The organism is Pseudomonas sp. NPDC008258, from assembly GCF_042956345.1.
Taxonomy (GTDB): Bacteria; Pseudomonadota; Gammaproteobacteria; order Pseudomonadales; family Pseudomonadaceae; genus Aquipseudomonas.
This window is the reverse complement of record NZ_JBIBGE010000014.1, coordinates 82,138-107,274: the sequence shown is the minus strand read 5'-3', so window position 1 is coordinate 107,274 and position 25,137 is coordinate 82,138. Positions and strand designations below refer to the sequence as shown.

Annotated in this window: 26 protein-coding genes and 1 riboswitch; of the genes, 15 read left to right on the top strand and 11 right to left on the bottom strand. The window is 63.8% G+C overall.

Annotated elements, in window-relative coordinates:
* Positions 1-126: 126 nt before the first annotated feature.
* Positions 127-471, top strand: coding sequence for a hypothetical protein (locus tag ACFY9W_RS13710; RefSeq protein WP_391131047.1), 345 nt, complete (start codon positions 127-129; stop codon positions 469-471).
* 137 nt (positions 472-608) lie between these two features.
* On the opposite strand, the gene trxA is transcribed toward ACFY9W_RS13710, so the two are convergent.
* The 3 genes from trxA to ACFY9W_RS13695 are packed head-to-tail and all read right to left on the bottom strand — an operon-like array spanning position 609 to position 2,625.
* Positions 609-1,481 carry a thioredoxin gene (trxA, locus tag ACFY9W_RS13705; protein ID WP_391131044.1) on the bottom strand — a complete coding sequence of 291 codons (873 nt, stop codon included), beginning with the start codon at positions 1,479-1,481 and terminating at the stop codon, positions 609-611.
* Positions 1,482-1,512: 31 nt separating this feature from the next.
* Positions 1,513-2,172: a 50S ribosomal protein L11 methyltransferase gene (locus ACFY9W_RS13700; RefSeq protein WP_391131042.1), complete on the bottom strand. Its 660-nt coding sequence runs from the start codon at positions 2,170-2,172 to the stop codon at positions 1,513-1,515.
* Positions 2,173-2,625, bottom strand: coding sequence for a YbaY family lipoprotein (locus ACFY9W_RS13695; RefSeq protein ID WP_391131040.1), 453 nt, complete (start codon positions 2,623-2,625; stop codon positions 2,173-2,175).
* Between the two features lie 106 nt (positions 2,626-2,731).
* On the opposite strand from ACFY9W_RS13695, the gene nrdR reads away from it, so the two are divergent.
* The 12 genes from nrdR (at position 2,732) to ACFY9W_RS13635 (ending at position 11,569) form a co-directional block, all read left to right on the top strand.
* A complete protein-coding gene (gene nrdR / locus ACFY9W_RS13690; RefSeq protein ID WP_009685710.1) occupies positions 2,732-3,196 on the top strand; it encodes a transcriptional regulator NrdR in 465 nt (154 codons plus the stop codon).
* A gap of 2 nt (positions 3,197-3,198) precedes the next feature.
* The gene (gene ribD / locus ACFY9W_RS13685) at positions 3,199-4,329 is read left to right on the top strand and encodes a bifunctional diaminohydroxyphosphoribosylaminopyrimidine deaminase/5-amino-6-(5-phosphoribosylamino)uracil reductase RibD (RefSeq protein WP_391131036.1); all 1,131 of its coding nucleotides are present in this window, start codon (positions 3,199-3,201) and stop codon (positions 4,327-4,329) included.
* 42 nt (positions 4,330-4,371) lie between these two features.
* Positions 4,372-5,037, top strand: coding sequence for a riboflavin synthase (locus ACFY9W_RS13680; protein ID WP_391131033.1), 666 nt, complete (start codon positions 4,372-4,374; stop codon positions 5,035-5,037).
* A gap of 18 nt (positions 5,038-5,055) precedes the next feature.
* Complete coding sequence (ribBA, locus tag ACFY9W_RS13675) at positions 5,056-6,147, top strand: bifunctional 3,4-dihydroxy-2-butanone-4-phosphate synthase/GTP cyclohydrolase II (protein ID WP_391131030.1); 1,092 nt, start codon at positions 5,056-5,058, stop codon at positions 6,145-6,147.
* 91 nt (positions 6,148-6,238) lie between these two features.
* Positions 6,239-6,715, top strand: a complete 477-nt coding sequence (gene ribE / locus ACFY9W_RS13670) for a 6,7-dimethyl-8-ribityllumazine synthase (RefSeq protein WP_391131027.1) — start codon at positions 6,239-6,241, stop codon at positions 6,713-6,715.
* Complete coding sequence (gene nusB, locus ACFY9W_RS13665) at positions 6,712-7,212, top strand: transcription antitermination factor NusB (RefSeq protein WP_391131025.1); 501 nt, start codon at positions 6,712-6,714, stop codon at positions 7,210-7,212. Before ribE ends, nusB begins: the two co-directional genes overlap by 4 nt.
* An 18-nt stretch (positions 7,213-7,230) precedes the next feature.
* Positions 7,231-8,199 carry a thiamine-phosphate kinase gene (gene thiL / locus ACFY9W_RS13660; RefSeq protein ID WP_391131022.1) on the top strand — a complete coding sequence of 323 codons (969 nt, stop codon included), beginning with the start codon at positions 7,231-7,233 and terminating at the stop codon, positions 8,197-8,199.
* Positions 8,196-8,699, top strand: a complete 504-nt coding sequence (locus ACFY9W_RS13655) for a phosphatidylglycerophosphatase A (protein WP_003255391.1) — start codon at positions 8,196-8,198, stop codon at positions 8,697-8,699. The genes thiL and ACFY9W_RS13655 overlap by 4 nt, the downstream gene beginning before the upstream one ends.
* A gap of 15 nt (positions 8,700-8,714) precedes the next feature.
* Positions 8,715-9,458, top strand: coding sequence for a substrate-binding periplasmic protein (locus ACFY9W_RS13650; RefSeq protein WP_391131019.1), 744 nt, complete (start codon positions 8,715-8,717; stop codon positions 9,456-9,458).
* A 265-nt stretch (positions 9,459-9,723) separates the two neighbouring features.
* A complete protein-coding gene (ribA, locus tag ACFY9W_RS13645; protein WP_012270291.1) occupies positions 9,724-10,341 on the top strand; it encodes a GTP cyclohydrolase II in 618 nt (205 codons plus the stop codon).
* Positions 10,338-10,757, top strand: a complete 420-nt coding sequence (locus ACFY9W_RS13640) for an MFS transporter (protein ID WP_391131015.1) — start codon at positions 10,338-10,340, stop codon at positions 10,755-10,757. The genes ribA and ACFY9W_RS13640 overlap by 4 nt, the downstream gene beginning before the upstream one ends.
* Entirely contained in the window at positions 10,757-11,569 is an 813-nt protein-coding gene (locus tag ACFY9W_RS13635; protein ID WP_391131012.1) for a helical backbone metal receptor, read from the top strand. The genes ACFY9W_RS13640 and ACFY9W_RS13635 overlap by 1 nt, the downstream gene beginning before the upstream one ends.
* Here the strand turns inward: ACFY9W_RS13635 and ACFY9W_RS13630 are convergent.
* The 8 genes from ACFY9W_RS13630 to ACFY9W_RS13595 form a co-directional block, all read right to left on the bottom strand.
* Positions 11,547-13,418: a TonB-dependent receptor domain-containing protein gene (locus tag ACFY9W_RS13630; RefSeq protein WP_391131010.1), complete on the bottom strand. Its 1,872-nt coding sequence runs from the start codon at positions 13,416-13,418 to the stop codon at positions 11,547-11,549. The two genes, ACFY9W_RS13635 and ACFY9W_RS13630, sit on opposite strands and share 23 nt — an antisense overlap.
* A gap of 141 nt (positions 13,419-13,559) precedes the next feature.
* Positions 13,560-15,455 (bottom strand): 1-deoxy-D-xylulose-5-phosphate synthase, encoded by a 1,896-nt coding sequence (gene dxs, locus ACFY9W_RS13625; protein WP_391131007.1) that lies wholly within the window; start codon positions 15,453-15,455, stop codon positions 13,560-13,562.
* A 203-nt stretch (positions 15,456-15,658) separates the two neighbouring features.
* Positions 15,659-16,546 (bottom strand): (2E,6E)-farnesyl diphosphate synthase, encoded by an 888-nt coding sequence (gene ispA, locus ACFY9W_RS13620; RefSeq protein ID WP_391131005.1) that lies wholly within the window; start codon positions 16,544-16,546, stop codon positions 15,659-15,661.
* Complete coding sequence (locus ACFY9W_RS13615) at positions 16,543-16,785, bottom strand: exodeoxyribonuclease VII small subunit (protein WP_003255380.1); 243 nt, start codon at positions 16,783-16,785, stop codon at positions 16,543-16,545. Before ACFY9W_RS13615 ends, ispA begins: the two co-directional genes overlap by 4 nt.
* A gap of 197 nt (positions 16,786-16,982) precedes the next feature.
* Positions 16,983-17,633, bottom strand: coding sequence for a 3,4-dihydroxy-2-butanone-4-phosphate synthase (ribB, locus tag ACFY9W_RS13610; protein ID WP_391131001.1), 651 nt, complete (start codon positions 17,631-17,633; stop codon positions 16,983-16,985).
* 80 nt (positions 17,634-17,713) lie between these two features.
* A riboswitch (FMN riboswitch) is annotated at positions 17,714-17,855 on the bottom strand.
* A gap of 203 nt (positions 17,856-18,058) precedes the next feature.
* Positions 18,059-18,949, bottom strand: coding sequence for an alpha/beta hydrolase-fold protein (locus tag ACFY9W_RS13605; protein WP_391130998.1), 891 nt, complete (start codon positions 18,947-18,949; stop codon positions 18,059-18,061).
* Between the two features lie 82 nt (positions 18,950-19,031).
* Entirely contained in the window at positions 19,032-20,378 is a 1,347-nt protein-coding gene (locus ACFY9W_RS13600) for a histidine kinase sensor domain-containing protein (RefSeq protein ID WP_391130995.1), read from the bottom strand.
* Positions 20,378-21,070 carry a response regulator gene (locus ACFY9W_RS13595; protein ID WP_391130993.1) on the bottom strand — a complete coding sequence of 231 codons (693 nt, stop codon included), beginning with the start codon at positions 21,068-21,070 and terminating at the stop codon, positions 20,378-20,380. The genes ACFY9W_RS13600 and ACFY9W_RS13595 overlap by 1 nt, the downstream gene beginning before the upstream one ends.
* A gap of 182 nt (positions 21,071-21,252) precedes the next feature.
* On the opposite strand from ACFY9W_RS13595, the gene ACFY9W_RS13590 reads away from it, so the two are divergent.
* Positions 21,253-23,430: a TonB-dependent siderophore receptor gene (locus ACFY9W_RS13590; protein ID WP_391130990.1), complete on the top strand. Its 2,178-nt coding sequence runs from the start codon at positions 21,253-21,255 to the stop codon at positions 23,428-23,430.
* A gap of 288 nt (positions 23,431-23,718) precedes the next feature.
* A complete protein-coding gene (locus ACFY9W_RS13585; protein WP_391130987.1) occupies positions 23,719-24,939 on the top strand; it encodes a glycosyltransferase in 1,221 nt (406 codons plus the stop codon).
* Positions 24,940-25,137 lie beyond the last annotated feature (198 nt).

The window sequence follows — 25,137 nt, the reverse complement described above, 5'->3', positions numbered from 1 at the left end:
GACTCCGGTAACGGGCTGAAAGTTGAGTTATGTTATAACAACTTTTCTGCGTGCCGCCAGCCTGTGTGGCGAAGGTTTCATGTTGCGGTAGCATGGGTGCATTGACCTGGGTTCAAGGAATGCATCATGAGGATTCGTGGACAGATTGGTGAGTGGCCGGTCGACCTGACCATCGAGCTGGCGCCTGAAGAGTGGGCGCAGCTGGGGCGGCAGATTGATGTACCGGTGGTAGCGCAGACCGCAGCAACGCAAACCGTGGCGGTACCGCGCCAGGATGACGGGCAGTGGACTGCGGCGCGTGATGTATTGCGCCTGGCGGGGCAGATGAGCGGGCCGGAGTTGCTGGACCGGCTGGAAGGGCTGGCGGGGAGCACGGCGGCGGGTAAGCGGCTGCTGGTGCGCTTGCGGCACAGCAGTGATGTGAAGGTGGAAAGTGGCGTGGACGCGCCGGTTTATCACTGGGTGGGATAAGCCTGTATTGCCTGTTCTGGCCCCTTCGCGGGCACGCCCGCTCCCACAGGTATTGCACCAGTCCCGAATTCGGTGGGTATCCTGTGGGAGCGGGCGTGCCCGCGAACGAGGGCGAAGCCCTCGCAATGGGCTTCAGGTCAGAACAGCGCCGCCGACAGTTTGCGACGGTAAACCCCAACCAGCGGGTGATCACCACCCAGCAACTCGAACACCTGGAGCAACGCTTTCTGCGGCAGCCCGTTCTCATACCCACGGTTACGCTGGAACAGCTTCAGCAGCCCATCCAGCGCCGCTTCATACTGCTGGCGCGCCAGTTGCTGAATGCTCAGCTGGTAAGCCGCCTCATCATCTTGCGGGTTTTGCGCCAAGCGGCTTTTCAGATCCGCCACTTCCGGCAGGCTGGCTGCCTGGCGCAGGAACGTCAGCTGGGCCTTGGCACCGGCCAGCGCGGCCTTGTGCTCATCGGTCTTGACCGCATCCAGTACCACCTGGGCCTCGCCCAGTTCGCCACGCTCGGCCAGGCAGCGGGCATACAGGATCAGCGCTTCGGCATTGCTGTTGTCTTCACCCAGCAATGCCTGCAACAGCGCTTCGGCCTCGGCAAAGCGGCTTTCGGCAAACAGCGCCTTGGCCTGGTCCAGCGGTGATGCTGTAGGGGCTGGGGGCAGCTGCACATGCGGCTCGAGCATAGCGCGGATCGCTGACTCCGGCTGGGCACCGGCAAAGCCGTCCACCGGCTGGCCGTCCTTGAACAGCACCACGGTCGGCAGGCTGCGGATACCGAACTGGGCAACCACCTGCTGCTCCACGTCGCAGTTGATCTTGGCCAGCAACAGCTCGCCCTGGTAACCCTCGGCAATCTTCGCCAGCAGCGGCATCAGTGCCTTGCACGGCGCGCACCACTCGGCCCAGAAGTCCACCAGCACCGGCTTGTGGAAGGAGTTCTCGATCACCAGTTGCTGGAAGGTGGCGTCGGTAGCGTCGAAAATGTAAGGCGTGTCTTGGGTCATCGCGACTCTCGCAAACTCATGTATGGCACCACTATAAGGCGTCGCGGCTGGCGTGGTACAGGCTGACCCGGCGGAATTCGTGCGGCTCGGCCAAGTCAGGCAGAGTCAGCGCTTCGAGCACGCCCAGCTGCCGGTACAGCGGGTGGCTGAAGTCGCGTACCCGCGAGTCGGCGACCAGTGCCTGGCGGCCACGGCCGAGGAAGGCATCCAGCAGCGGCAGGTTGGCGCGGTCGTACAGCACATCGGCAACCAGGATCAGGTCGAAGCGGTCGGCTTCGGCGAAGAAATCGCTGCTGTAGCTCAGCTCGACCCCGTTCAGTGCCGCATTGGCGCGGCAAGCATCAAGGGCCAATGGGTCGAGGTCGCAGGCCACCACCTCCAATGCGCCGGCGCGCGCGGCGGCAATGCCGGCGATACCGGAGCCGGCGCCAAAGTCCAGTACGCGCTTGCCGGCCACCCATTCCGGGCGCTCGGCCAGGTAGCGGGCCATGGCCAGGCCGCTGGCCCAGCAAAAACTCCAGTACGGCGGCTCTTCAAGAATGCGCCGGGTCTCTTCGCTGCTGAAGGCGCGGTCCATGTTCTGGTCATCGATCAGCCACAGCTTAAGGTTGCAGCCTGGAAGCTCGCTGACCACCAGCCGCGCTTCGCCGATCAGGCCGCTGAGGGCCTGTTGCAGGGCAAGCGGCGCCACTTAAGGCGCCTTCTCGAAACGCAGTGGGCCGGTGGCCTGGGTCTGGGCCTGGGTGATGCGCACCGGTGGCAAGTGCATGATCAGCTGGCCGGAGCTGCTGGCACGGCCACGCAGCTCGACCCGCGCGTCGGCCGGGAAGGCCTCGGGGTTGAAGCGCAGGTGGTAGGGCAGGGCCTGGCCGGTGCCGGTCAGGTTGCTGCTGGCCAGCAGGCGTTGCGGGCGGTCGCGTTCGTCAATGACCAGCAAGGCCAGTTCCACGTCGGCACCGGCCGGTATTTCCAGCAAGGTGCCGCTCAGTTCACGCTGGTAGGCCGGCAGCGGGCCCAGTACTTCGGCCGGTTTGGCCGAGCGGGTTGGCGCGGGCGCCGCGGGAGTATCGGTTTTCGGCCTGTCGCTGCCGCAGGCGGCGAGCAGGGCGGCGCAGCACAGCACGACGAGCGCTCGGTAGTGCATGGGGGAGTCCTTCACGGGCAGATTTCCCATGGATGTTAACCCCTTTGGCTTGTCTTGCCAGTGCAATGCGCTACCATGGCCCTCCCTTTTTTTGTTGCCTGCCACCATGCACTGTCCCTTTTGCGGTGCCAACGACACCAAGGTCATCGACTCTCGCCTCGTCGCCGAGGGCGAGCAGGTGCGCCGCCGCCGCGAATGCGTGGCCTGTGGCGAGCGCTTCACCACCTTCGAAACCGCCGAGCTGGTGCTGCCCCGGCTGATCAAGCAGGACGGCACACGCCAGCCCTTCGACGAAGACAAGCTGCGCGCCGGCATGCAACGGGCCCTGGAAAAGCGCCCGGTCAGTGTCGAGCGCCTGGAAGCGGCGCTGGCGCACATCAAAAGCCGCCTGCGCGCCACGGGTGAGCGCGAAGTCAAATCGCTGGTGGTGGGTGAAATGGTCATGGCCGAGCTGCGCAAGCTCGATGAAGTGGCCTATATCCGCTTTGCCTCGGTGTACCGGCGCTTCCAGGACCTGGACGAGTTCCGCGAAGAAATCGACCGCCTGGCCCGTGAGCCGGCTAAAGAGTGAACATGCCCAGCCAAGCTGCCATCCTTGACGCCCACTACATGGCCCGCGCGCTGGAGCTGGCGCGCAAGGGTCTGTACACCACCCACCCCAACCCACGCGTAGGCTGCGTGATCGTGCGCGATGGCGAAGTGGTCGGCGAAGGCTGGCACGTGCGCGCTGGCGAGCCGCATGCCGAAGTGCATGCCTTGCGCCAGGCCGGTGAACGGGCACGCGGCGCCTGCGCCTACGTCACCCTTGAACCGTGCAGCCACCATGGCCGCACGCCGCCGTGTGCAGAAGCACTGGTCAAGGCCGGCGTGGCGCGGGTGGTCGCCGCCATGCAGGACCCCAACCCGCAAGTGGCGGGGCAGGGCCTGCGGCGTTTGGCCGAGGCCGGCATCGAAGTGGCCAGCGGCGTGCTCGAAGCCGAGGCGCGGGCGCTCAACCCGGGCTTTCTCAAGCGCATGGAGCATGGCCTGCCGTTCGTGCGCGCCAAACTGGCCATGAGCCTGGACGGCCGCACCGCGATGGCCAGTGGCGAAAGCCAGTGGATCACCGGCCCGGCTGCCCGTTCGGCGGTGCAACGCCTGCGCGCCCGCTCCAGCGTGGTGCTCACCAGTGCTGCGAGCGTGCTGGCCGACAATGCACGCATGACCGTACGTGGCGCCGAACTGGGCCTGGATGCCGAAACCACCACATTGGCGCTCAGCCGCACGCCCCTGCGTGTGCTGGTCGATGGCCGTTTGCGCCTGCCCCTGGATGCGCCGTTCTTCCAGGCCGGCCCGGCACTGGTGGTGACCGCTGTCGCAGATGACCCGGGCTATGCCGCTGCCGGCCACGAGTTGCTCAGCGTGCCGGGCGACAATGGCCAGGTCGACTTGCCAGCGCTGCTGCAAGCCCTGGCAGCCCGCGGCGTCAACGAAATCCTGCTGGAAGCCGGTGCCGGCCTGGTCGGCGCCTTTGCCCGGCATGGCTTGGTGGACGAGTACCAGCTGTTCGTCGCCGGCACCTTCCTCGGCTCCAACGCCCGCCCGTTGCTGGACTGGCCGCTGGACAAAATGAGCGAAGCACCGCGGCTGAAAATTACCGAAATGCGCGCAGTGGGCGATGACTGGCGGGTCACAGCCATCCCCCTGCCGGCGCCCGGCGTATAATGCCGGGCTTGCCTTGCGCAAACCGTTTTTGAGGAAGACCCCATGTTCACCGGCATCATCGAATCCATCGGCACTATCCGCAGCCTCACCCCCAAGGGTGGCGACGTGCGCGTCTACGTCGAAACCGGCAAGCTCGACCTGGGTGACGTCAAGCTCGGCGACAGCATTGCCGTCAACGGTGTGTGCCTGACCGCCGTCGAACTGCCGGGCGACGGCTTCTGGGCCGACGTCAGCGTCGAAACCCTCAAGCGCACCGCGTTCATCGACCTCAAGAGCGGCAGCAAGGTCAACCTTGAAAAGGCCCTCACCCCTACCACCCGCCTGGGTGGCCACCTGGTCAGCGGCCATGTCGACGGGGTCGGCGAAATCATCTCGCGCAGCGATAACGCCCGCGCCATCCAGTTCCGGGTGCGTGCACCCAAGGAACTGGCCAAGTACATCGCCCACAAGGGTTCGATCACCGTCGACGGCACCAGCCTGACGGTCAATGAGGTCAATGGCGCCGAATTCGAGCTGACCATTGTCCCGCACACCCTGTCCGAAACCATCATGGCCGACTACCGCGCAGGGCGTCGGGTAAACCTTGAGGTCGACCTGCTGGCCCGTTACCTGGAGCGCTTGCTGCTGGGTGACAAGGCCGCGGAAGCGAGCAAGGGCAGTGGCATTACCGAAAGCTTCCTGGCCGCCAACGGCTTCTTGAAATCCTGATTGAGAAGGGGGTGCCGCGTGGCGCTCAACAGCATCGAAGAACTGGTCGAAGACATCCGCCAGGGCAAAATGGTCATCCTCATGGATGACGAAGACCGCGAAAACGAAGGCGACATCATCATGGCAGCCGAGTGCTGCCTGCCTGAGCACATCAACTTCATGGCCAAGCACGCCCGCGGCCTGATCTGCATGCCGATGACCCGCGAGCGTTGCGAAACGCTGAAGCTGCCACTGATGGCGCCGCGCAACGGCTCGGGCTTCGGCACCAAGTTCACCGTGTCGATCGAAGCCGCCGAAGGCGTCACCACCGGCATTTCCGCCGCTGACCGCGCCCGCACCGTGCAGGCTGCGGCTGCCAAGGATGCCAAGGCCGATGACATCGTCAGCCCCGGCCATATCTTCCCGCTGATGGCCCAGCCTGGCGGTACCCTGGCCCGCGCCGGCCACACCGAAGCTGCCTGCGACCTGGCGCGCATGGCCGGTTTCGAGCCAAGTGGCGTGATCTGCGAAGTGATGAACGACGACGGCACCATGTCGCGCCGCGCCGAGCTGGAAGTGTTTGCCGCCGAGCACGGCCTGAAGATCGGCACCATCGCCGACCTGATCCACTACCGCATGATCCACGAACGCACAGTGCAGCGCGTTTCCGAGCAGCCGGTGGAAAGTGAGCTGGGTGAATTCAACCTGGTCACCTACCGCGACGCGGTGGAAGGCGACGTGCACATGGCCCTGACCCTGGGCAAGATCTGCGCCGAAGAGCCGACCCTGGTGCGTGTGCACAACATGGACCCGTTGCGCGACCTGCTGCTGGTCAAGCAACCCGGCCGCTGGAGCCTGCGTGCGGCCATGGCCGCCGTAGCCGAGGCCGGCAGCGGCGTGGTATTGCTGCTGGGTCACCCGCTGGACGGCGATGTGCTGCTGGCGCATATCCGTGAAAGCGCGGGCGATGCACCGGCCAAGGCACCGACCACCTACAGCACCGTGGGTGCCGGTTCGCAGATCCTGCGTGACCTCGGTGTGCGCAAGATGCGCCTGATGAGTTCGCCGATGAAGTTCAACGCGATATCCGGATTCGATCTGGAAGTTGTAGAATACGTGCCCTCCGAGTGACTTGAGGCGGCATTGACGCCCTCTGCTCGAGTCCAGACCCCTGTCGAGGCCGCTTGCATGCGGCCTCGCTCTTGAAGATGAGATTATCGGAATGACCCTGAAGACCATCGAAGGTACCTTCATCGCCCCCAAAGGTCGCTATGCTTTGGTGGTTGGCCGCTTCAACAGCTTCGTTGTCGAAAGCCTGGTAAGCGGTGCCGTTGATACCCTGGTTCGCCACGGTGTCAGCGAAAGCGACATCACCATCATCCGTGCCCCGGGTGCGTTCGAAATCCCGCTGGTAGCACAGAAGGTCGCCCAGCAAGGCGCCTACGACGCGATCATCGCCCTGGGCGCCGTGATCCGTGGTGGTACCCCGCACTTTGAATACGTGGCAGGCGAATGCACCAAGGGCCTGGCCCAGGTGTCCATGGAGTTCGGTGTTCCGGTGGCGTTCGGCGTACTGACCGTCGATTCCATCGAGCAAGCCATCGAGCGTTCCGGCACCAAGGCTGGCAACAAAGGCGGTGAAGCTGCCCTGTCCGCTCTGGAAATGGTCAGCCTGCTGGCGCAGTTGGAGGCCAAGTGATTAGCGACGAAAGCGATCGTTTCAACCCGCGCGATCAAAAACCTGCGGATGCCGGCAAGCCCTCGAAGAGCGCCAAGCGCCGCGAAGCCCGCAAGCTCGCGACCCAGGCCCTCTACCAGTGGCACATGGCCCAGCATTCGCTGAACGAGATCGAAGCGCAGTTCCGGGTCGATAACGATTTCACCGATGTCGACGGTGCCTACTTCCGCGAGATCCTGCATGGGGTTCCGGCAATCAAGGGCGAAATCGACAAGGCGCTGGTGCCTTGCATGACCATCGCACTGGAAGAGCTCGACCCGGTCGAACTGGCCGTGCTGCGCCTGTCCACCTGGGAACTGATCAAGCGCGTCGATGTGCCGTACCGCGTTGTGATCAACGAAGGTGTGGAACTGGCCAAGGTCTTCGGTGCCACCGATGGCCACAAGTTCGTCAACGGTGTGCTGGACAAGCTCGCCCCGGCCCTGCGTGAAGCAGAAGTCAAGGCGAACAAGCGCTGATTCCGGCGCTAGCTGCCCATGGGTGAGTTCGAGCTGATCAACCATTACTTCGCCGCCGCGCCCTGTGCGCAGGGCGGCGAGGGCGTGGCCCTGGGGATCGGCGACGACTGCGCCCTGTTGCAGCTGCCTCCCGGTGAGCAACTGGCGGTGTCGACCGACACCCTGGTGGCCGGGGTGCATTTTCCCACTGTTTGCGACCCGCTGCTGCTTGGCCAGCGTTCGTTGGCCGTGGCCGCCAGTGACCTGGCCGCCATGGGCGCGACCGCGATCGGCTTCACCCTCGCCCTGACCCTGCCTGACGTTGGCCCCGACTGGCTGGCGGCCTATGCCGATGGCCTCAGCCGCATGGCCCACCGTTGCCGCATGAGCCTGATCGGGGGGGACACCACCCGGGGCCCGCTGAGTATCACCATTACCGTGTTCGGCCGCGTGCCAGCAGGCCAGGCGTTGCGCCGTAGTGGTGCTCGGCCGGGCGACTTGTTGTGCGTCGGTGGTGTACTTGGCAAGGCGGCCGGCGCGCTGCCGCTGGTTTTGGGCGAACGCGAGGCGCCTGCCGGGCAGGCCGAACCGCTGCTGGCCCATTACTGGTCGCCAATGCCGCAGCTCACCCTTGGCGCGCTGCTGCGTGGCCGGGCCACGGCGGCGCTGGATATCTCCGATGGCCTGCTCGCTGATTGCGGGCATATCGCCAAGGCGTCCGGCGTGGCGCTGGAGGTGAACCTGGCCCAGGTGCCAGTGTCTCCTGCTGTAGAGGCGTTCCTTGGGCGTGAAGCAGCGGTGCAGGCCGCCCTTGCTGGCGGCGACGATTACGTACTGGCCTTCACACTGGCGCCTGAGGCGCTTGCGCCGTTGGCTGACCTTGGTTTCATCGAGGTGCATACCATCGGCCGTGTGCTCGAAGGGCAGGGCGTGACCTTGCGCGACGCGCAGGGCCAGGACATCACCCCCGTTCAGCGGGGCTATCAACACTTTAGGGAGACACCGTGACCGATCACCCCAATCAGGTGCCTGCGGAGTTCGTTCCGCCTTCGGTCTGGCGCAACCCGTGGCACTTCATCGCGTTCGGCTTCGGTTCCGGCACCTTGCCCAAGGCCCCGGGTACCTGGGGCTCGCTGGTAGCGATACCGTTCATCCCGTTGTGGCAGATGCTGCCCGACTGGGGTTACTGGCTGTTGCTCGGCGTCAGCATGCTGTTTGGCTTCTGGCTGTGTGGCAAAGTCGCCAATGACTTGCGCGTACACGATCATGAAGGCATTGTCTGGGACGAGATTGTCGGCATGTGGATCACCCTCTGGCTGGTGCCGGAAGGCTGGCAGTGGTTGCTGGCGGGGTTCCTGATGTTCCGCTTCTTCGACATCCTCAAACCGTGGCCGATCCGCTGGATCGACCGCCATGTGCACGGGGGCGTCGGCATCATGCTCGACGATATCCTGGCCGGCGTATTTGCCTGGCTGGGCATGCAGGTTCTGGTGTGGGCGGTTGCCTGAACAAGGAGCGCGTGAATGGCCATAAGGACTGTGCTGCTGGCAATGCTGTTGAGCGTTGCGCCATGGGTGGCAGCTGCTGACGGTGTGCCGAAGCAGATACACCTGGTCAGTGAAGAATGGCTCGACTATACCAACGCCGACGGTACCGGGGTGGCCTGGGACGTACTGCGCAAGGTGTTCGAACCGGCCGGGGTCAAGGTGGTGACCCAGAGTGCGCCCTACAGCCGGGCAGTCGGTTTGGTAAAACGGGGCGAGGCGGATGCCTGGGTGGGCTCGTACAAGGACGAGAACGAAGACAACCTGTACCCGCGTTGGCACTTCGACATGGACCATATCTACGCCTTGGGGCTGGCCAGCAAGCCAGTGCCCACCCCGGAGAATGTGGGCAAGTATCGCCTGGCCTGGGTACGCGGCTACGACTACGGCAGCTACCTGCCGAATGTGCATGACTTCCGGGAAGTCCAGCGGCGCGAGGGCATATTGCCGATGCTTGAGCATGACCGGGTGGACTTCTATATCGATGCGCTGACCGAGGTCGACTACGTGCTCGGCCAGAGCACCCAGCCTGAGCGCTTCCGCCGTACGCATGTGGCCGAGTTGCCGTTGTACCTGGCCTTTACCCGTAACGCCGAGGCCAAAGCCCTGAGCGACCTGTTCGACAAACGCATGGCCGAACTGGTGCGCAGTGGCGAGCTGAAGCCGATTTTCGAGCATTGGAAGCAGCCGTATCCGTTCACGGCGGACAGCAAACCCCATTAAGTAATGCGTTTCATGACTAGACGGGGGCTTTGTGGGAGCGGGCGTGCCCGCGAAGAATCCACCGCGATGGATGGCACCGGCTACGCCGGTATTCGCGGGCGCGCCCGCTCCCACAGGGATCTGTGCAGGGCTCAGAGCGAGCAATGCTCTCTGCTAAGCATCGAACTTTTCGATCTTAACCCACGGTATTCAGCCAGCCCACATGGCGCAACCTGCTGATACAATCGGCCCACGAGAAATTTTCAACTTATTCCAGGAGCACAACGTGCCCGTCGTCTTTGTTGCCGCCTCTAAACTCCCGACTCCCTTTGCGACCTTCACCATGCATGGCTTCCTCGACGAAGCCACTGGCCGTGAGCACGTAGTGCTCAGCCTGGGTGACATCGCGGACGGCCAGCCGGTGCTGGGGCGCCTGCACTCCGAGTGCCTGACCGGCGATGCCCTGTTCAGCCAGCGCTGCGACTGCGGTTCGCAGCTGGAAGCCGCATTGCAGGCCATTGCCCGTGAAGGCCGTGGCGTATTGCTTTACCTGCGTCAGGAAGGCCGCGGCATTGGCCTGTTGAACAAAATCCGCGCCTACGAGCTGCAGGATGGTGGTGCCGATACTGTCGAAGCCAATGAACGCCTGGGCTTTGCTGCCGACCAGCGTGACTACGCCATGTGCCTGCCGATGCTGGAGCACCTGGGTGTGAAATCGCTGCGCCTGATGACCAACAACCCGCGCAAGGTCAAAGCCCTGACCGATATGAACATCGTGGTTGCCGAACGTGTGCCGCTGCATACCGGTCACAACCCGCACAACCGCTACTACCTGGCGACCAAGGCCGGCAAACTGGGCCACATGCTCGGCAACGAACACCAGGGCGAGGCGCCGCAGGCGTGACCCGCGCCGAGGTCAAGCGGCGCCTGGCACTGGCCTGGTGGCAATACCTGGCGGTAGGCCTTGTACCGTTGCCGGTTATGGCCTGGGCTTTTGGGGGTGGTGACACGCTGATCCCGGTGCTGGCCATGCCTCTGTTCATCGCTGGCGCGGCGACCATGTTCCTCAGCCTGCCGCGTTTCGGTGCCTACAAGCGGGCGTTGATCGCTACCTCCAAGGTGTTGGGCAGCGCTGAAGAGCCCGCCGCCTGGATCGAGCTGGCACGGGTACGGCGCATGGCCATGCTATACGCCTGCTTCCCGGCCTGGGTCGCTGCACTGTCGGTGCTGGTCGGCCTTGAGGCGGTGCCGCAAATCCTGCTGGCACTGTCTACCGTGGTGGTGCTGTACCTCTATCGCATTCCGCGCCAGCTCGGCTGATGCGCCTGCTGCCAGGCCTGCTGGCGCTGTTCGCCTGCACCGTGTTGGCCGCTGACCCCCTGCGGGTGGTCAGCCTGGCGCCCTCGATGACTGAAATCATGCTCGAACTGCAGGCCGACGACCTGCTGGTGGGCGTGCTCGACGGTGGCGAGCGGCCGGCAGCGCTGCGCGACCTGCCCTCGGTCGGGCATCAGGGGCAACTGAACATGGAGCGCCTGCTCAGTCTGCGCCCCGACTTGCTGCTGCTCTGGCCGGGCAGCGTGCCACCTGCCCAGCGCGACCAGCTCAAGCGCCTGGGCATCGCCACGTTCAGTGCAGAACCCCATGACATCGACCAGTTGATCGCGCAGATCGAAGCCATCGCCGAGCGTATCGGCCGTGCCGAACAAGGCCATCAGTACGCCCAGGGCCTGCGGGCACGGCTGCGGCAGTTGCGTGAGCAGTACCGGCGTGACGAGCCCTTGCAGGTGTTCTATCAGGTGTGGGACCAGCCGTTGTACACCCTGGGCGGCCGGCAGGTGGTGAGCGATGCCTTGGCCGTATGCGGGGCGCGCAATGTGTTCGCCGACCTCAGCCAACCGGCGCCGCAAGTGAATGTGGAGTCGGTGTTGCTTCGCAACCCGCAGGTCATCCTGGCTGGCGATCAAGCGCAGTTGGCGAGCTGGAAGGCCTGGCCGCAACTGCGAGCGGTTGTCGATGGTCGCTTGCTGGTGGTGCCCGACAAAGGCCTTGAGCGGCCCAGCGGGCAGATGATCGAGGCCACCGCCCGCTTGTGCGCGTTGCTCGCGGCTAAAGCGCCGGCGTCCAGGTAACGCTGAACAACAGCGTGCGGCCTTCCTCTCGGTAGGGGTGGTAGTCACCCTCGTAGCTGTAAAGGGCGCGGCTCTGAGTGTGGTCCAGCAGGTTATCCAGCTTCGCTTCCAGTTTCACTTCATCGGTGGCTGCCCAGCTACCGCGCAATCCGAGCAGGCCATAGCCGCCGATGCGGTTGCGGTTGGCCTCATCGTCATAGCTGCCGCTGACCGCTTGCCAGCTTGCCCCCACGGTGAAACGCCCCAGTTCACGGTCCAGGTCCAGGCTCAATGTGCGGCGGGCACGGCGGGCGAGGGTGTGGCCGCTGTCACGGTCACGAGGGTCGATCATTGCCAGACCCAGCTGGCTGCGCCATGCGCCCCATTGTTGCGCCAAGGCCATTTCGAAGCCGTTGATACGCGCCGAGGCGACGTTGCGAGGTATCGAGTCCTGGCCAAACACGATCGCATCGCGCAGGTCGGTGCGGTACAACGAGGTTTCCAGGCGGCTGTCCGCCGTCAGCTGGCTACGCCATTGCAGCTCGTAGCTTCTGGAGTGCTCGGGGTCCAGGTCCGGGTTGCTGAACTGGGGGTAATACAGGTCATTGAAGGTCGGCGCCCGGAAGCCTTCGCTGTAGGACAGCAGCACATCGTTCTGCGCGTTCAACGGTACGGTCAGGCTGCCGCTCCAGGTGGTCTGGCCGCCGAATTGCTGGTTACGGTCCTGGCGCACGCCCACTTCGGTAGAAAACTGCTCGCCTTGGTAACGATGCTGGACGAATACAGCGCGGTTCCAGCGGCTGTCTTCGGTGAAGTCGGTGCTGGCGTGCACACGGTCTTCGTACCAGTCGCCCCCCAGCAGCAGGCTGTGCCTTTCGCCCAAAGCCAGGTCGTTCTGCCAGGTGACCTGATCACGGTAGGTATTGAACACGAAGCGTTCGGCGCTGAGCTTGTCGCGCTTGTCGTCGCGGTTCTCGCTGTGGGCCAGTTCCAGTCGCGAATGCCAGGTGTCGGTGAGCTGGGCATCGAAGTAGCTGCCCAGGCTGCTGACGCTGAAATCGGTGTAGGGCTTTTGCCCGAAGCTTTCGAAGGTGACCGGGTCGAAGCCACCGAACGGGTTGTCGTACTCGCTGCGGCCACGGCTGTCGAGCAGGTTCAGCCCTGCCTCGAAGCGTTCACCGAAGGTATGGCTCAGGCTCAGGTTCAGCGACTTGTTGCGGTAGGCATCGTGGTCGCCATCGCTGGCGAAGGACGGCCCGGTCGAGTCGATGCCGGCGGTTTCATCCAGGCTGGCGCCAAGGTTGAACCGGGTTTCGCCATTACCTCCTGAAAGCCCAAGGCTGCGCTGGAACGTCTGGTTGCTGCCCGCCGCCAGGCGCAGCCGCGGCTGCAGGCCGGGGCCGCTGCTGCGGCGGGTGAAGATCTGGATCACCCCGCCAATGGCGTCGCTGCCATACACCGCCGAGCGCGAGCCGCGCAGTACTTCGACCCGTTCGATCTGGTCCACGTCGAGAAACTGCAGGCCGCTGTCGCCGGACGTGGCGTTGGCAATGCGTACACCATCGACCAGCACCAAGCTTTGTGCGGCCTTGGTGCCACGGATGAAGATGCCGGGCAGGCTACCACGGCCACCGGTAGGCGCCACTTGCACGCCAGGTACGCGGCTGAGCAGGTCGGTGACGCTGGTGGGTTGCAGGCGGTCGATGTCGGTGCGGGTGAAGACAGTGTTGGCGGCGCTGGTGGCAGAGCGCGACTCGACCTGGCGGCTGGCGCTGATCAGTACGTCGGGGAGCTTGAGGGCGTCGTCACGCTCAGTGGCCAACAGCGGCAGTGGGAGGCAGAGCAGGGTGGCAAAGGCTGGGGATTTCATCAGTAGTACCATTTTGCGAGGGCTGCGCCCTCGATCGCGACACAAGGCCGCTCCCACAGGTATTGCACAGGCCGGGAGAGCGGCGCGGTCTCTGTGGGAGCGGCCTTGTGTCGCGATGGGCCGCAAAGCGGCCCCAAAAATTTACAGGCCGAGCCTGGCCATGCGGGCCTTCACCGAGGCCTCGATCCCGGCTGCATCCAGCCCGCACTCAGCCAGCATCTGCGCAGGCTTGGCATGCTCGACATAGATGTCGGGCAAGCCCAGGTGCAGCAACGGTTTGACCACGCCCTCGCTGGCAAGGTACTCACCCACCGCAGCGCCTGCGCCACCCATGATGGCGTTTTCTTCGATGGTCACCAGCAGCTCGTGGCTACCCGCCAGTTCCAGCACCAGTGCCTCGTCCAGCGGTTTGACAAAGCGCATGTCTACCACCGTGGCGTTGATCTGCTCGGCAACCTGCATGGCCTCGGCCAGTTGCACGCCAAACACGAGCAGGGCCACTTTCTCGCCTTGGCGGCGAACCACGCCCTTGCCGATTTCAAGCGGCTCCAGATCGCCGCTGATCGGCGCATTCGGGCCGGTGCCACGCGGGTAGCGCACGGCTGCCGGGCCGTTGTAGAGGTGACCGGTGCTGAGCATCTTGCGCAGCTCGTTCTCGTCGCTTGGGGTCATGACCAGCATGCCCGGGATGCAGCGCAGGTACGACAGATCGTAGCTGCCCGCGTGGGTCGGGCCGTCTTCGCCGACCAGGCCGGCACGGTCGATGGCGAACAGCACGTCGAGGTTCTGTACCGCCACATCGTGGATCAGCTGGTCATAGGCGCGTTGCAGGAACGTGGAGTAGATCGCCACCACCGGCTTGCTGCCCTCGCAGGCCATGCCGGCCGCCAGGGTCACGGCATGCTGCTCGGCAATGGCCACGTCGAAGTAACGCTCCGGGTAGCGCTCGCTGAAGTCGACCAGGTCCGAACCTTCCTTCATCGCCGGGGTAATACCCACCAGGCGGTTGTCGGCGGCGGCCATGTCGCATAGCCACTGGCCGAACACCGCGGAATACTTCGGCCCGCTGACTTTCTTCGGCGCAGCAGGCTTGTCGGCCGGCTCCAGCTTGGTGATGGCGTGGTAGCCGATCGGGTCGACCTCGGCCGGGGCGAAGCCCTTGCCTTTCTTGGTCACCACGTGCAGGAACTGCGGGCCTTTCAGGTCGCGCATGTTGCGCAGGGTGGCGATCATGGTCGGCAGGTCGTGGCCGTCGATCGGGCCGATGTAGTTCCAACCCAGTTCTTCGAACAGCGTACCCGGCACCAGCATGCCCTTGGCGTACTCTTCGGTGCGGCGGGCGATTTCCCAGGCGCCCGGCAGGCGCGACAGCACTTTCTTGCTGCCTTCGCGCATGCTCGCGTAGGTGCGGCTGGAGAGGATCTTGGCCAGGTAGTTGGACAGGCCGCCGACATTACGCGAAATCGACATGTCGTTGTCGTTGAGGATCACCAGCATGTCGGCGTTGACTTCCTGGGCGTGGTTCAACGCCTCGAAGGCCATGCCGGCAGTCAGCGCGCCATCACCGATCACCGCGATCGACTTGCGAGCGCTGTTTTGCAGGCGGGCGGCAATGGCCATGCCCAGCGCGGCACTGATCGAGGTGCTGGAGTGGCCGACGCCAAAGGTGTCGTACTCGCTCTCGCTGCGGCGCGGGAAGGCGGCGATGCCGTCTTTCTGGCGCAGGCTGAGCATACGGTTACGACGCCCGGTGAGGATCTTGTGCGGGTAGGCCTGGTGGCCCACGTCCCACACCAGTCGGTCGTCCGGGGTGTCGAACACGTAGTGCAGGGCGATGGTCAGCTCGATTACGCCCAGGCCGGCACCAAAATGCCCACCGGTCTGACCCACGGTGTAGAGCAGTTCCTGGCGCAGTTCGTCGGCCAGGGTCTCCAGGTCGGCTTCGGCCAGCCGGCGCAGGCCAGCGGGCGTGTCAGCGCGGTCGAGCAACGGCGTGACCGGGCGTTCGCGGGGGATCTCTTGAAACGTCGTGGGCATCAGGCGAGTCGTTATAGGTGTGTGAAGACGCGGCAGTTTACCCCATTGTAGGAAATACTGCCCATTCAGACGGGTGTCGCATTGGGGCTGCGGCGCAGCCCTTCGCGGGCACGCCCGCTCCCACAGGTACAGGGCTCGAGAGCGGTGAGGTCCTTGTGGGAGCGGGCATGCCTGCGAAGGGCCGCACAGCGGCCCCAATCAAATCAGTTGCGGCGTTCGACGATGTAACGCGCCAGCGCCCGCAGCGGCTCGGCCTTTTCTCCGAACCCTTCCAGTGCGACCAGCGCCTGGTCGCGCAGTTCGCTGGCATAGGCCTTGGCCGCTTCCAGCCCCAGCAGTGCCGGGTAGGTGGGTTTGTCACGAGCTATGTCAGCACCCTGGCGTTTGCCCAGGGTAGCGGTGTCGCTTTCCACGTCGAGGATGTCGTCCTGCACCTGGAATGCCAGGCCGATGGCCTGTGCATACCCCTGCAAGGCATCCAGCTGCGCCTGCTCGGCACGGGCACTGGCCAGGGCACCAAGACGTACGCTGGCTTCGATCAGCGCGCCGGTTTTGTGCCGGTGCATGAATTCCAGTGCCTGCTGGTCCAGCTTCAGCCCCACCGAGCCGAGGTCGATGGCCTGGCCGCCGACCATGCCTGCGGGGCCGGCAGCCGTCGCCAAGGCCTGGACCATGGCCAGGCGAAGGCTGTCGGCCTGCGGGCTCAGGCGTGGGTCGAGCAGGGCGCTGAACGCCAGGCTTTGCAGGCCGTCGCCAGCAAGAATGGCGCAGGCCTCATCGAACGCTTTGTGGGTAGTCGGCTGGCCGCGACGCAAGTCGTCGTCGTCCATGGCCGGCAGGTCGTCATGCACCAGCGAATACGCGTGGATCAATTCGACCGCGCAGGCCGCGCCGTTGGCGTGTTCGGCTGGGGCACCCAAGGCTTCGCAGGCCGCATAGGCCAGCAATGGGCGTACACGCTTGCCGCCGTTCATCACGCTGTAGCGCATGGCGGCGTAAAGGCGTTCCAGCTCTTTGGACGGGGCGACGAACAGCGGTTCGAGGGCAGCGTCGACCCGCGCCTGGCAATTGGCCTGGTAGGTGCCGATCATGCTTCCGGCTCCGCGTCGAAGGGCTGTGCAGCCAGCTCACCATCACGCTCCAGCAGGATTTGCACCTTCTGTTCGGCCTGGGCCAGGGCACCCTGGCAATCGCGGGTCAGGGCGATGCCTTGCTCGAAGGCGGCCAGCGACTCTTCCAGCGACAACTCGCCGTTCTCCAGGCGCTCGACCAGTGCTTGCAGGTCTGCGAGGGATTGCTCGAAATCGAGGGAGGCTTTTTTGCGGGCCATGGCGACTGTCTCGGTGGCATTCAGAACGGCGCGACACTAGCAGAGCGGGGCGGGGGGAGCAAACTTCAGGGGCATTGAGATGGGTTTGAAGGGCCCTTTCGCGGGCTCGCCCGCTCCCACATGTACACCATAGGTCTTGAAGGTGGTGATGTACCCGTGGGAGCGGGCAAGCCCGCGAATGGCCCAGAGGTGATCTATCAGGCAGGCTCTGCTTGCAGCTCCAGCATCGCCTCACGGTACCGCGCCAGCTCTTCGATGGTCAGCACCGGCAAATTGTACTGCCGCGCATACACCGCTACCTGCTCGCCACGGGCCATGCTGCCATCGGGGTTCATCAGCTCGCACAGCACCGCAGCCGGTCGCAGGCCTGCCAGGCGGGCGAGGTCCACCGAGCCTTCGGTGTGCCCACGGCGGGTCAGTACCCCGCCATTGCGGGCGCGCAGCGGGAACACATGCCCCGGGCTGACGATATGGCGCTGGTCAGCGCTGGAGCGCAATGCCGCGCCAATGGTGGTGATGCGGTCCTGGGCGCAAACGCCGGTGGTGATACCTTCGGCCGCCTCGATGGTGACGGTGAAGCCGGTACCGTGGCGGGCCTGGTTGTTCTGCACCATGGGCGCCAGCTGCAACGCGTCGACGGTGGCTTCGTCCAGGCACAGGCAGACGATGCCGCTGCAATCGCGAATCATCATGGCCATGGTCTGCAGCGTGATGTTCTCGGCGGCGGCAATGATGTCTGCTTCGTCCTCGCGGTCGTCATCGTCGAGCAGCAGCACAGGGCGCCCGGCCTTGAAGGCGGCAATGGCAGCGGAAACATTGGGGTATTGCGGGTGTTGAAGGGTGGACATGAAACGCTCCTCGTGAATGATCGATGAACGTCTCGGGGCGAACAAAATGCGCGCGCAGGGGCGCCCGAATGGCCCCTGCCTGACGCCTTCTTTCATCCGGACTATGACCGTCGGCTCTGGAGTCGCACCAGATCTGCTGACCCCCGGCATGGCCGGGGCGCTCGCGGGCTCATCTTTCGATTTACCGCCGGTGGGGACTTTCACCCCGCCCTGAAGACCGGCCAAGCATAACGCACAGGGCTACCCCACTGGCAAGCCGTGGCCCTACGACCTTTGGCGCAATCGTGCTGTGTCATGGGCTAGCAGGTGCGCTGCCCGTCCCGGCCCCTTCGCGGGCGCGCCCGCTCCCACAGGACCACCACAGCGTTCAAGACTTGCACCGTACCCGTGGGAGCGGGCATGCCCGCGAAGAGGCCCGCACAGGCTTACCGCGACATCCCTTCAATCACCCGCTTCAACGAAGCCGGCAACATCGGCCCATGCCCCAAGCCGGCAAACCGCTCGAACCGCACCTGCAACCCTGGCACCCTGGCCAGGTCTGCCACCAGCTCACGCGCCGGCCGCTCCACATCCCCTTGCACCGGCATGCGCGGGTTCGCCGGCTCTTCACCGCCACGCATCAGCAACAACCGCGGTCGGCTGCTTCCCAAGCGCTGCTCAAGCCCCTGCGCTTCGCTCACGATTGCGCCGTCATGCCACCACAGCGAAGGGCTTGCCGCCGCATAGTCACTGAATGCCCCGGGCCGGGTGAACAGCGCATGCAGCACAGCCAACCCACCGTAGGAATGGCCCCATAGCGTCTGCCGTTGCACGTCGATGGGGGCCAGCCCGGCCACCATCGGCCGCATGCGTTCGGTCAGCAGGTCAAGAAACGCGTCCACGCCACCGCTCGGTTCACCGGTCAGTGGGTCACGTTGCTCCGCCTGCCCAGGTAATGCCGGGGTGTAGTCATAGGTACGCCCGGTCCGCTCGATCCGTTGTTCGGTCTGGTACCCCACGGCCACCAGCAAGGGCGCCTGGCCGGCGGCGAGCTTGTCCAGTTGCTGGCTGTCCAGCGCGCCGATCGCGGCATTGCCATCAAGCATCCATAGCACCGGGTACCCCGATGCTGGCGCCGGGCGGTTTGGCTGGCCGACCCACAAGCGGTAATGGCGCTGGCCGTCGGCCGAGTCCAGGTCGAGTTGGGTGAAGCGGTAGGCCAGGTCCTGGCGCTGCAGCAGCGAGGTGTCCATCTTCTGGTTTCGCTCGGGCTGCGCCAGGGCAACAGGCGCAGCGAGGGCCAGTGCCAAAGCCAGTGTCAGGGTCATCTTGCTCATCAGGCGTCTCGTCAGGGCTTTGCGAGGGGCGCAAGGCTGTAGCGCCCAGATGATAATCAGTCCTGATTGAGCGTAAAGCGCATTAACTTTCTAAACAGTGCCGGGCGGCGGTCAGGGTCAAATGCAGGCACAGGCCAGGGTGGCCATTGCTGGCCCACAACCGGCCACCTTGCAGTTCGATGGCGCGGCGAGCGATGGCCAGGCCAAGGCCGAAGCCAGCGCCGCTGCCGGCCAGGCGCTGGTAAGGCTTGAAGATGCGTTCGAGATCGGCGTGCGGTACCCCGGCCCCCTGGTCGCTCAGGCGCAGGTGCCATACCTCGCCTTCACGCCAGCCATCCAGGCTGACCCGGCCCTCGGCCGGTGAGTGGCGAATGGCATTGCGCAGCAGGTTTTCCAGGGCTTGGGCCAGGCTGTCCAGGTGAGCCTGTACCAGGCAGTCGGTTCCCAGCGAGCATGGCAGGCGTGCAGGATCCCAGCCGCTTTCGAAGCAGACGTCCTGGCACAGGGCTTCCCAGACGGAAACCATCAAGACCGGCTCGGTCGGCAAGCTGGGCTGCTCGGTGTCCAGCCAGGCCAGGTCCAGCGTGTCTTCCAGCAGCTTCTGCATGTCGGCCACTTCGCGGTCCAGGCGCTCGCGCAACTGCGGCGGCGGCAAATCGCTGTCATGGGCAATGCGCAGCCGCGCAAGCGGGGTGCGCAATTCGTGGGACAGCGTACGCAGCAGCAGGCGCTGTTGCTCCAGGCTCTGGCGCAGGCGCCCGGCCATGTGTTCAAAGGCTTGTGCCAGTTCACCCAGTTCATCGCGGCGCTCCTGCAAGGGCAGGGCGGGGCTGTCCAGATCATCGGCTCGCAGGGCGTCGGCGCGGTCGCGCAGGCGGTTGAGCGGCACCACCAAATGCCGGTACAGCGCCAGGCCCAGCAGCAGCGCGAGCAGCGCAGGGGCAACGCCGTGGGTGACCACATGGGTCCAGGGTGTCAGGCCGGTGGGCAGCAGGCGTTCGGGCAGTTGCAGCACCAGGCGGCCGTGCTCGGGGTGTTGCGGGAATTCGATGCTGACATATGGCAGTTCATCTTGCAGGCGTCGGCTCATTGGCCAATCGAGTTTGCGCATGAAGGTCAGGTGGCTGGCCTGCTCGGCGCTCAGCGGCGTGGTGCCAAGGCTTTGCAAGTGCGGCCCGATAACGGCCACCCAGGTGTCCTCGGCTTGTTCCAGTTGCCTGCGCCAGGTCTCGACGCCCACTGCACCGCCCTGCTCCCAGGCGTCTTCAGCTTGTTGCGCATAGCGCGCCAGGTAGGCCTGGTCGGCCTGGGACAGGAAATAGGTGCTGCGCTCCACCGACAGGCCCCATGTCCAGATCAGCCAGACCAGCAACAGGCAGAAGCTGACCTGCAGCAGGGCCAGTTTCCACAACAACGGGTGGCGACGCATCAGGGCTGCTCCGCGTCGACCAGGATGTACCCCTGACCGCGCACAGCCTGGATCTGCAGGTGCTGGGCGTTGATGTCGGCCAGTTTGCGACGCAGGTTGCACACGTGCACATCCAGGCCGCGGTCCAGGCGGGTATAGGCCCGGTGCAGCACGGTCTGGTAGAGGAATGGCTTGCTCAAGGCTTCGCCGGGATGCGCCCGCAGCGTTACCAGCAAGCGGAACTCGGACGCGGTAAGGCCCGCGGCACTGCCGTTGTGGATAACGTCCTGGCGGTCGTGGTCCAGCATCACTTCGCCGACGTCGGCCCGCAGTGCCGTGCCGCGATCGAAGGCCACGCGCCGCAGCAAGGCATCGACCCGTGCGTCCAGCTCCGCCAGGCTGAAGGGCTTGGGCAGGTAGTCGTCCGCACCCCGGGTAAAGCCGCTGATGCGGTCCTGTTCGGCCCCCAGCGCCGACATCAGCATGACCGGCACTGCCTGTTGCCGGCGCAGCTCGTCGAGCAGACTAAGGCCGTCCATGCCTGGCAGCATGATGTCCAGCAGTACCAGCTCGAACTGCGATTGCCGTATGGCATTCAGGGCCTGTGTGCCGCTGGCGCAAGCGTGAACCTGAAAGCCTCGGTTGAGGAAATGGTGTTCCAGGTCCTGACGCAGGCTTGCGTCGTCTTCGGCAAGGAGGAGTGAGGTGGGCACGGCGAGCCTTGAATGAGAACTTGTATCAGTTACGAATCATCCCATTGCGCGTGGCCAGAGGGCAACGCCTTGATGTGTTAAGAAGGTTAATGATGCTGCACCCCGGTTTTTCCTCCGGTATCGTTCGCAAAAAGCAACTTATGTCGTTTGCGAATTAATATCATTTGGGCGAAGGGTGTGTCATGACCGGTTTCAAACGTGTGGGGAGCCCGCGACGGGTACGGGGCTTGCTGGTGCTGGGGTTGCTGGCGCCGTTTTCGTTGTCGGCACTGGCCGAAACGGTAGCGACCCAGGCGGCAGCCGAAGACAGCTCACTCGACCTGCCGGCATTGACCATCGAAGGTAATCGCCTGTACGACATGCTGCCCTCGGAAGCGACCGGTGGCTACAGTGTCGATGCCGCGACCGTGGGCACCAAGACGCCTGCGGCGCTGAAGGACATCCCGCAATCGATCACCGTTTACACCCAGGACTACGTCAAGGACCGCCAGTTCGTGCACCTGGATGACCTGGCCAAATACACTGCCGGCCTGCGCACCCTGACCAATGACAGTGGCCGTTCGTCGATCTACGCCCGTGGCTACGAGTACAGCGAGTTCAACATCGATGGCCTGCCGGCCCCCATGGCCAGCATTTTCGGCACCGTGCCGTCGCTGGCGGCGTTCGACCGTGTCGAAATCATGCGCGGCCCGGCCGGGCTGTTCAGCAGCACCAGTGAACTGGGTGGCATCGTCAACATGGTGCGCAAGCGCCCTACCGCCGAGTTCCAGGGTCACGTCGAAGGCAGCTACGGCACCTGGGACACCAACCACGAAGAAATCGACCTGAGCGGGCCGCTGGATGACGCCGGCCGCGTGCGCGGGCGTTTCATCGCATCCCGTGACGACACCAATGGCGAAGTCGATTACAACGCCAACACCAGCAACAGCTACTACGGTGCGCTGGATGTCGACCTGGATGACGCCACCACGCTGTCGTTCGGCCTGATGCACGAAGTGAAGAACATCACCCCGCACAACGGCTACCCGGCAACCTTGTCTGGCGACGTACCCGACTTCAGCCACTCGCGTTTCCTGGGTGCGGACTGGAACTACTTCGACGGCAAGACCACCGACCTGGTCGCCGAACTGACCCACCGCTTCGACAACGGCGGTTATGGCCGTGTCGCCGCCCGTGGTTCGCACCGCGACACCAATTACCTGTATGCCTTCACCGCAACCAACGCCACTACCGGTGCCAACTCCGAGCGCGCCAGTGCCCGCGACTTTACCCAGGACACCTACTCGCTGGACGCCAGCTACAGCCAGCCGTTCGAAGCGCTTGGCCAGGTCAGCGAATTCGTGGTCGGCACCGACTACAAGAACTACGACACCGAGTACCTGAACGGCACCACCAACCTGGGCGCCATCAACGTCAACACCTACTCGCCGAAGCAGTTCGCCAAACCGTCGCCCAACTACAGCACCGAGACCGTCATGCAGGAAGAGGAATACGGCCTGTATTCCAAAGTCACCTTCCGCCCGATCGAGCGCCTGGCGCTGATCGCCGGTGGCCGGTTCAGCTGGTATCGCGGTGATTTCTACACCACCACCCTGAGCAGCGGTGCTACCACCAACGACAGCAAGCGTGTGGATGGCCACTTCACCCCGTATGGCGGCCTGGTCTACGACCTGACCGAGAACCACGCGTTGTACGCCAGCTACTCGCAGGTGTTCAAGCCGCAGTCCGACACCGACAGCAACGGCCGGGTGCTGAAGCCGCGTGAGGGCGAGCAGTACGAATTCGGCCTCAAAAGCAGCTACTTCGGCGGCGATCTCAACACCCGCTTCTCGGTGTTCCGCCTGACCGACAAGAACCGCGCCACCACCGAATATGACGAGGATGGCGTAGACACCAACTTCTCGGTGGCCTCCGGCAAAACCCGCGTCAAGGGTGCCGAAGTGGAAGTGAGCGGCAAGCTCACGCCGAACTGGGAACTGCTGGCCGGCTACACCTGGATGGAAACCGAAACCCTCAAGGGTGATGCCGAAACCACGTTCTTCATCATGCCGCGCAACCAGGCGTCGCTGTGGAGCAAGTACACCATCAGCCAAGGCCCGCTGAACGGCCTGGCCATTGGCGGCGGTGTATCGGCAATGAGCAACTTCTATTCCGAGAATGGCGGCGTGCGCATCGATGCACCGGGCTATGCCACGGTGGATGCGATGTTGTCGTACCCGGTTACCCCGAAGCTGACGGCCACCTTCAACGTCAACAATCTGTTCGACCGGGACTACCTGTCGCGTGTGGGGTCGACGTCGACATTCAACTTTTATGGGCCATCACGCAGCATGATGGTTGGAGCGCGGTATGACTTCTGACAGCCGCCTCTGAACAGACCTGGCTCCAGGCGGTTGAGTGTTTTCAGGAGATTTAATAATGAAAACAAAGGCTTGTATCAACCGCATGGCGTCATGACAAATTTTTGCCGCTTGGCGTGTGCAATCGGCAAACGCGCACTAGAGTTAATGCCCAACGGAGCGCTTGCTGTGTAGGCAGGAGGTCTGCAAGGACGCTGGAGCGTTGTTGAGATGGACGGCTGGTATTGAGGAGTAAGCCCCATGTAGACAATGAAATCGAGAGTGTCCTGGCATCCCTGCGAGGGGAATATGATTGAAGACCCATACATCCTGTTCACCCGAATTCCTGTTGTAGTAGACGAGCAAGGCAATGTGTTCACAGACCCCCTGTGGGTCAAAGACATAGCGCTGCATCTGGGCTACATAAAGCACTTCAGCATGTGCTGCCCTGTAGAGCGCGACGGCAACATTGACGGGCTGCAAAGCATCAGTCATCTGGATATAAAACGGATTTACGGGTTGCGCAAAGACTATGGGCTTGCGTCAGTCCTGAAGAATTTCATTCCGAATTTCATCACCGTTTTCATCGCCTGCAAGCGCGCCAGGATCGTTCATTCGGACGGGGCCGGTTGGGCATTCCCCTTGTCCTTCTATGTGTTGCCGCTCAAGCCGTTCTTGCGCTTTCAATGGGTGATTGTCATTGAGTCTTCGTTCTGGATGCTGGCTCAGGGGCAGGCGCGAACCCTCAGGGCAATCATCGAACACCATGTACACACCGTATTGTTGAAGCGCTGTGTGAAGCTGGCGAATGCCAGAATATTTACCCAGTCCTTCTACAAGGACTATTTTCTAGGGCGCACCAACAGCCGCTCGTTGATCAACCCGGCCAGCTGGCTCGATAAAAAGTTCATGGTGGCCCCCGAAACCGTCAGAAAACGATTCGAAGCCAGGCGTGGCCGTGCAGTCCACTTGCTTTACCCGTCACGTCTCGTGCTGGATAAAGGTGTTCTGGTAGTGCTTGAAGCCATTGAGCAACTGGAAGTCGAAGGCGTTGATATCAGTGTCACCCTGATGGGAGAGGGTGATTTGAAAGCGCACTGCCTGCGCTTTGCCGCTGAAAAGCGTGGCAGCGTCCAGGTGAGGTTTCTGAACGCGGTTGATTATGGCAAAGACTTTTTCAGCATCATTGCCCAGCATGACTGGCTGTTGGTGCCGACATTGAAGCAGGAACAGCCCCGCATCATTTTTGACGCGTTCAGCCAGGGCGTTCCCGTCATCGGTTCCGACACCTGCGGGGTGCTGGACATCACGAGCGAGCACAACGCGTTGACGTTTGAAACCGGAAACCCGTCCAGCCTGGCAGAGCGCATTCGACATGTTACCCGGCATCCCGAGCTGGCGTTGGAAATGGGGCTCGCCGGGCTGGATTATGCGACGGGGAAAACACACTTGCAGATGCATCAAGTGCGCGAGGCGTTCCTCAAGAGCAGCTTGGTGCTCTCTGCCAGCCCGCGCGCCGACCGAGACTGACGACGGGCAACCCGATCAGCGACTGATAACCATCTGCTCACCAGCCTGTCGAACCTGCAGCCGACATTTCTGCAGGCATTAAAAAGCCGGCTTGTGGCCGGCTTCTATCGCGTCCATTCCAATCCGATAAGATCCGCTATACCCTTGATTTACCGGAGTTTGACGGTAGTATCCGTCCATTAACGGTCGTTGAGATTC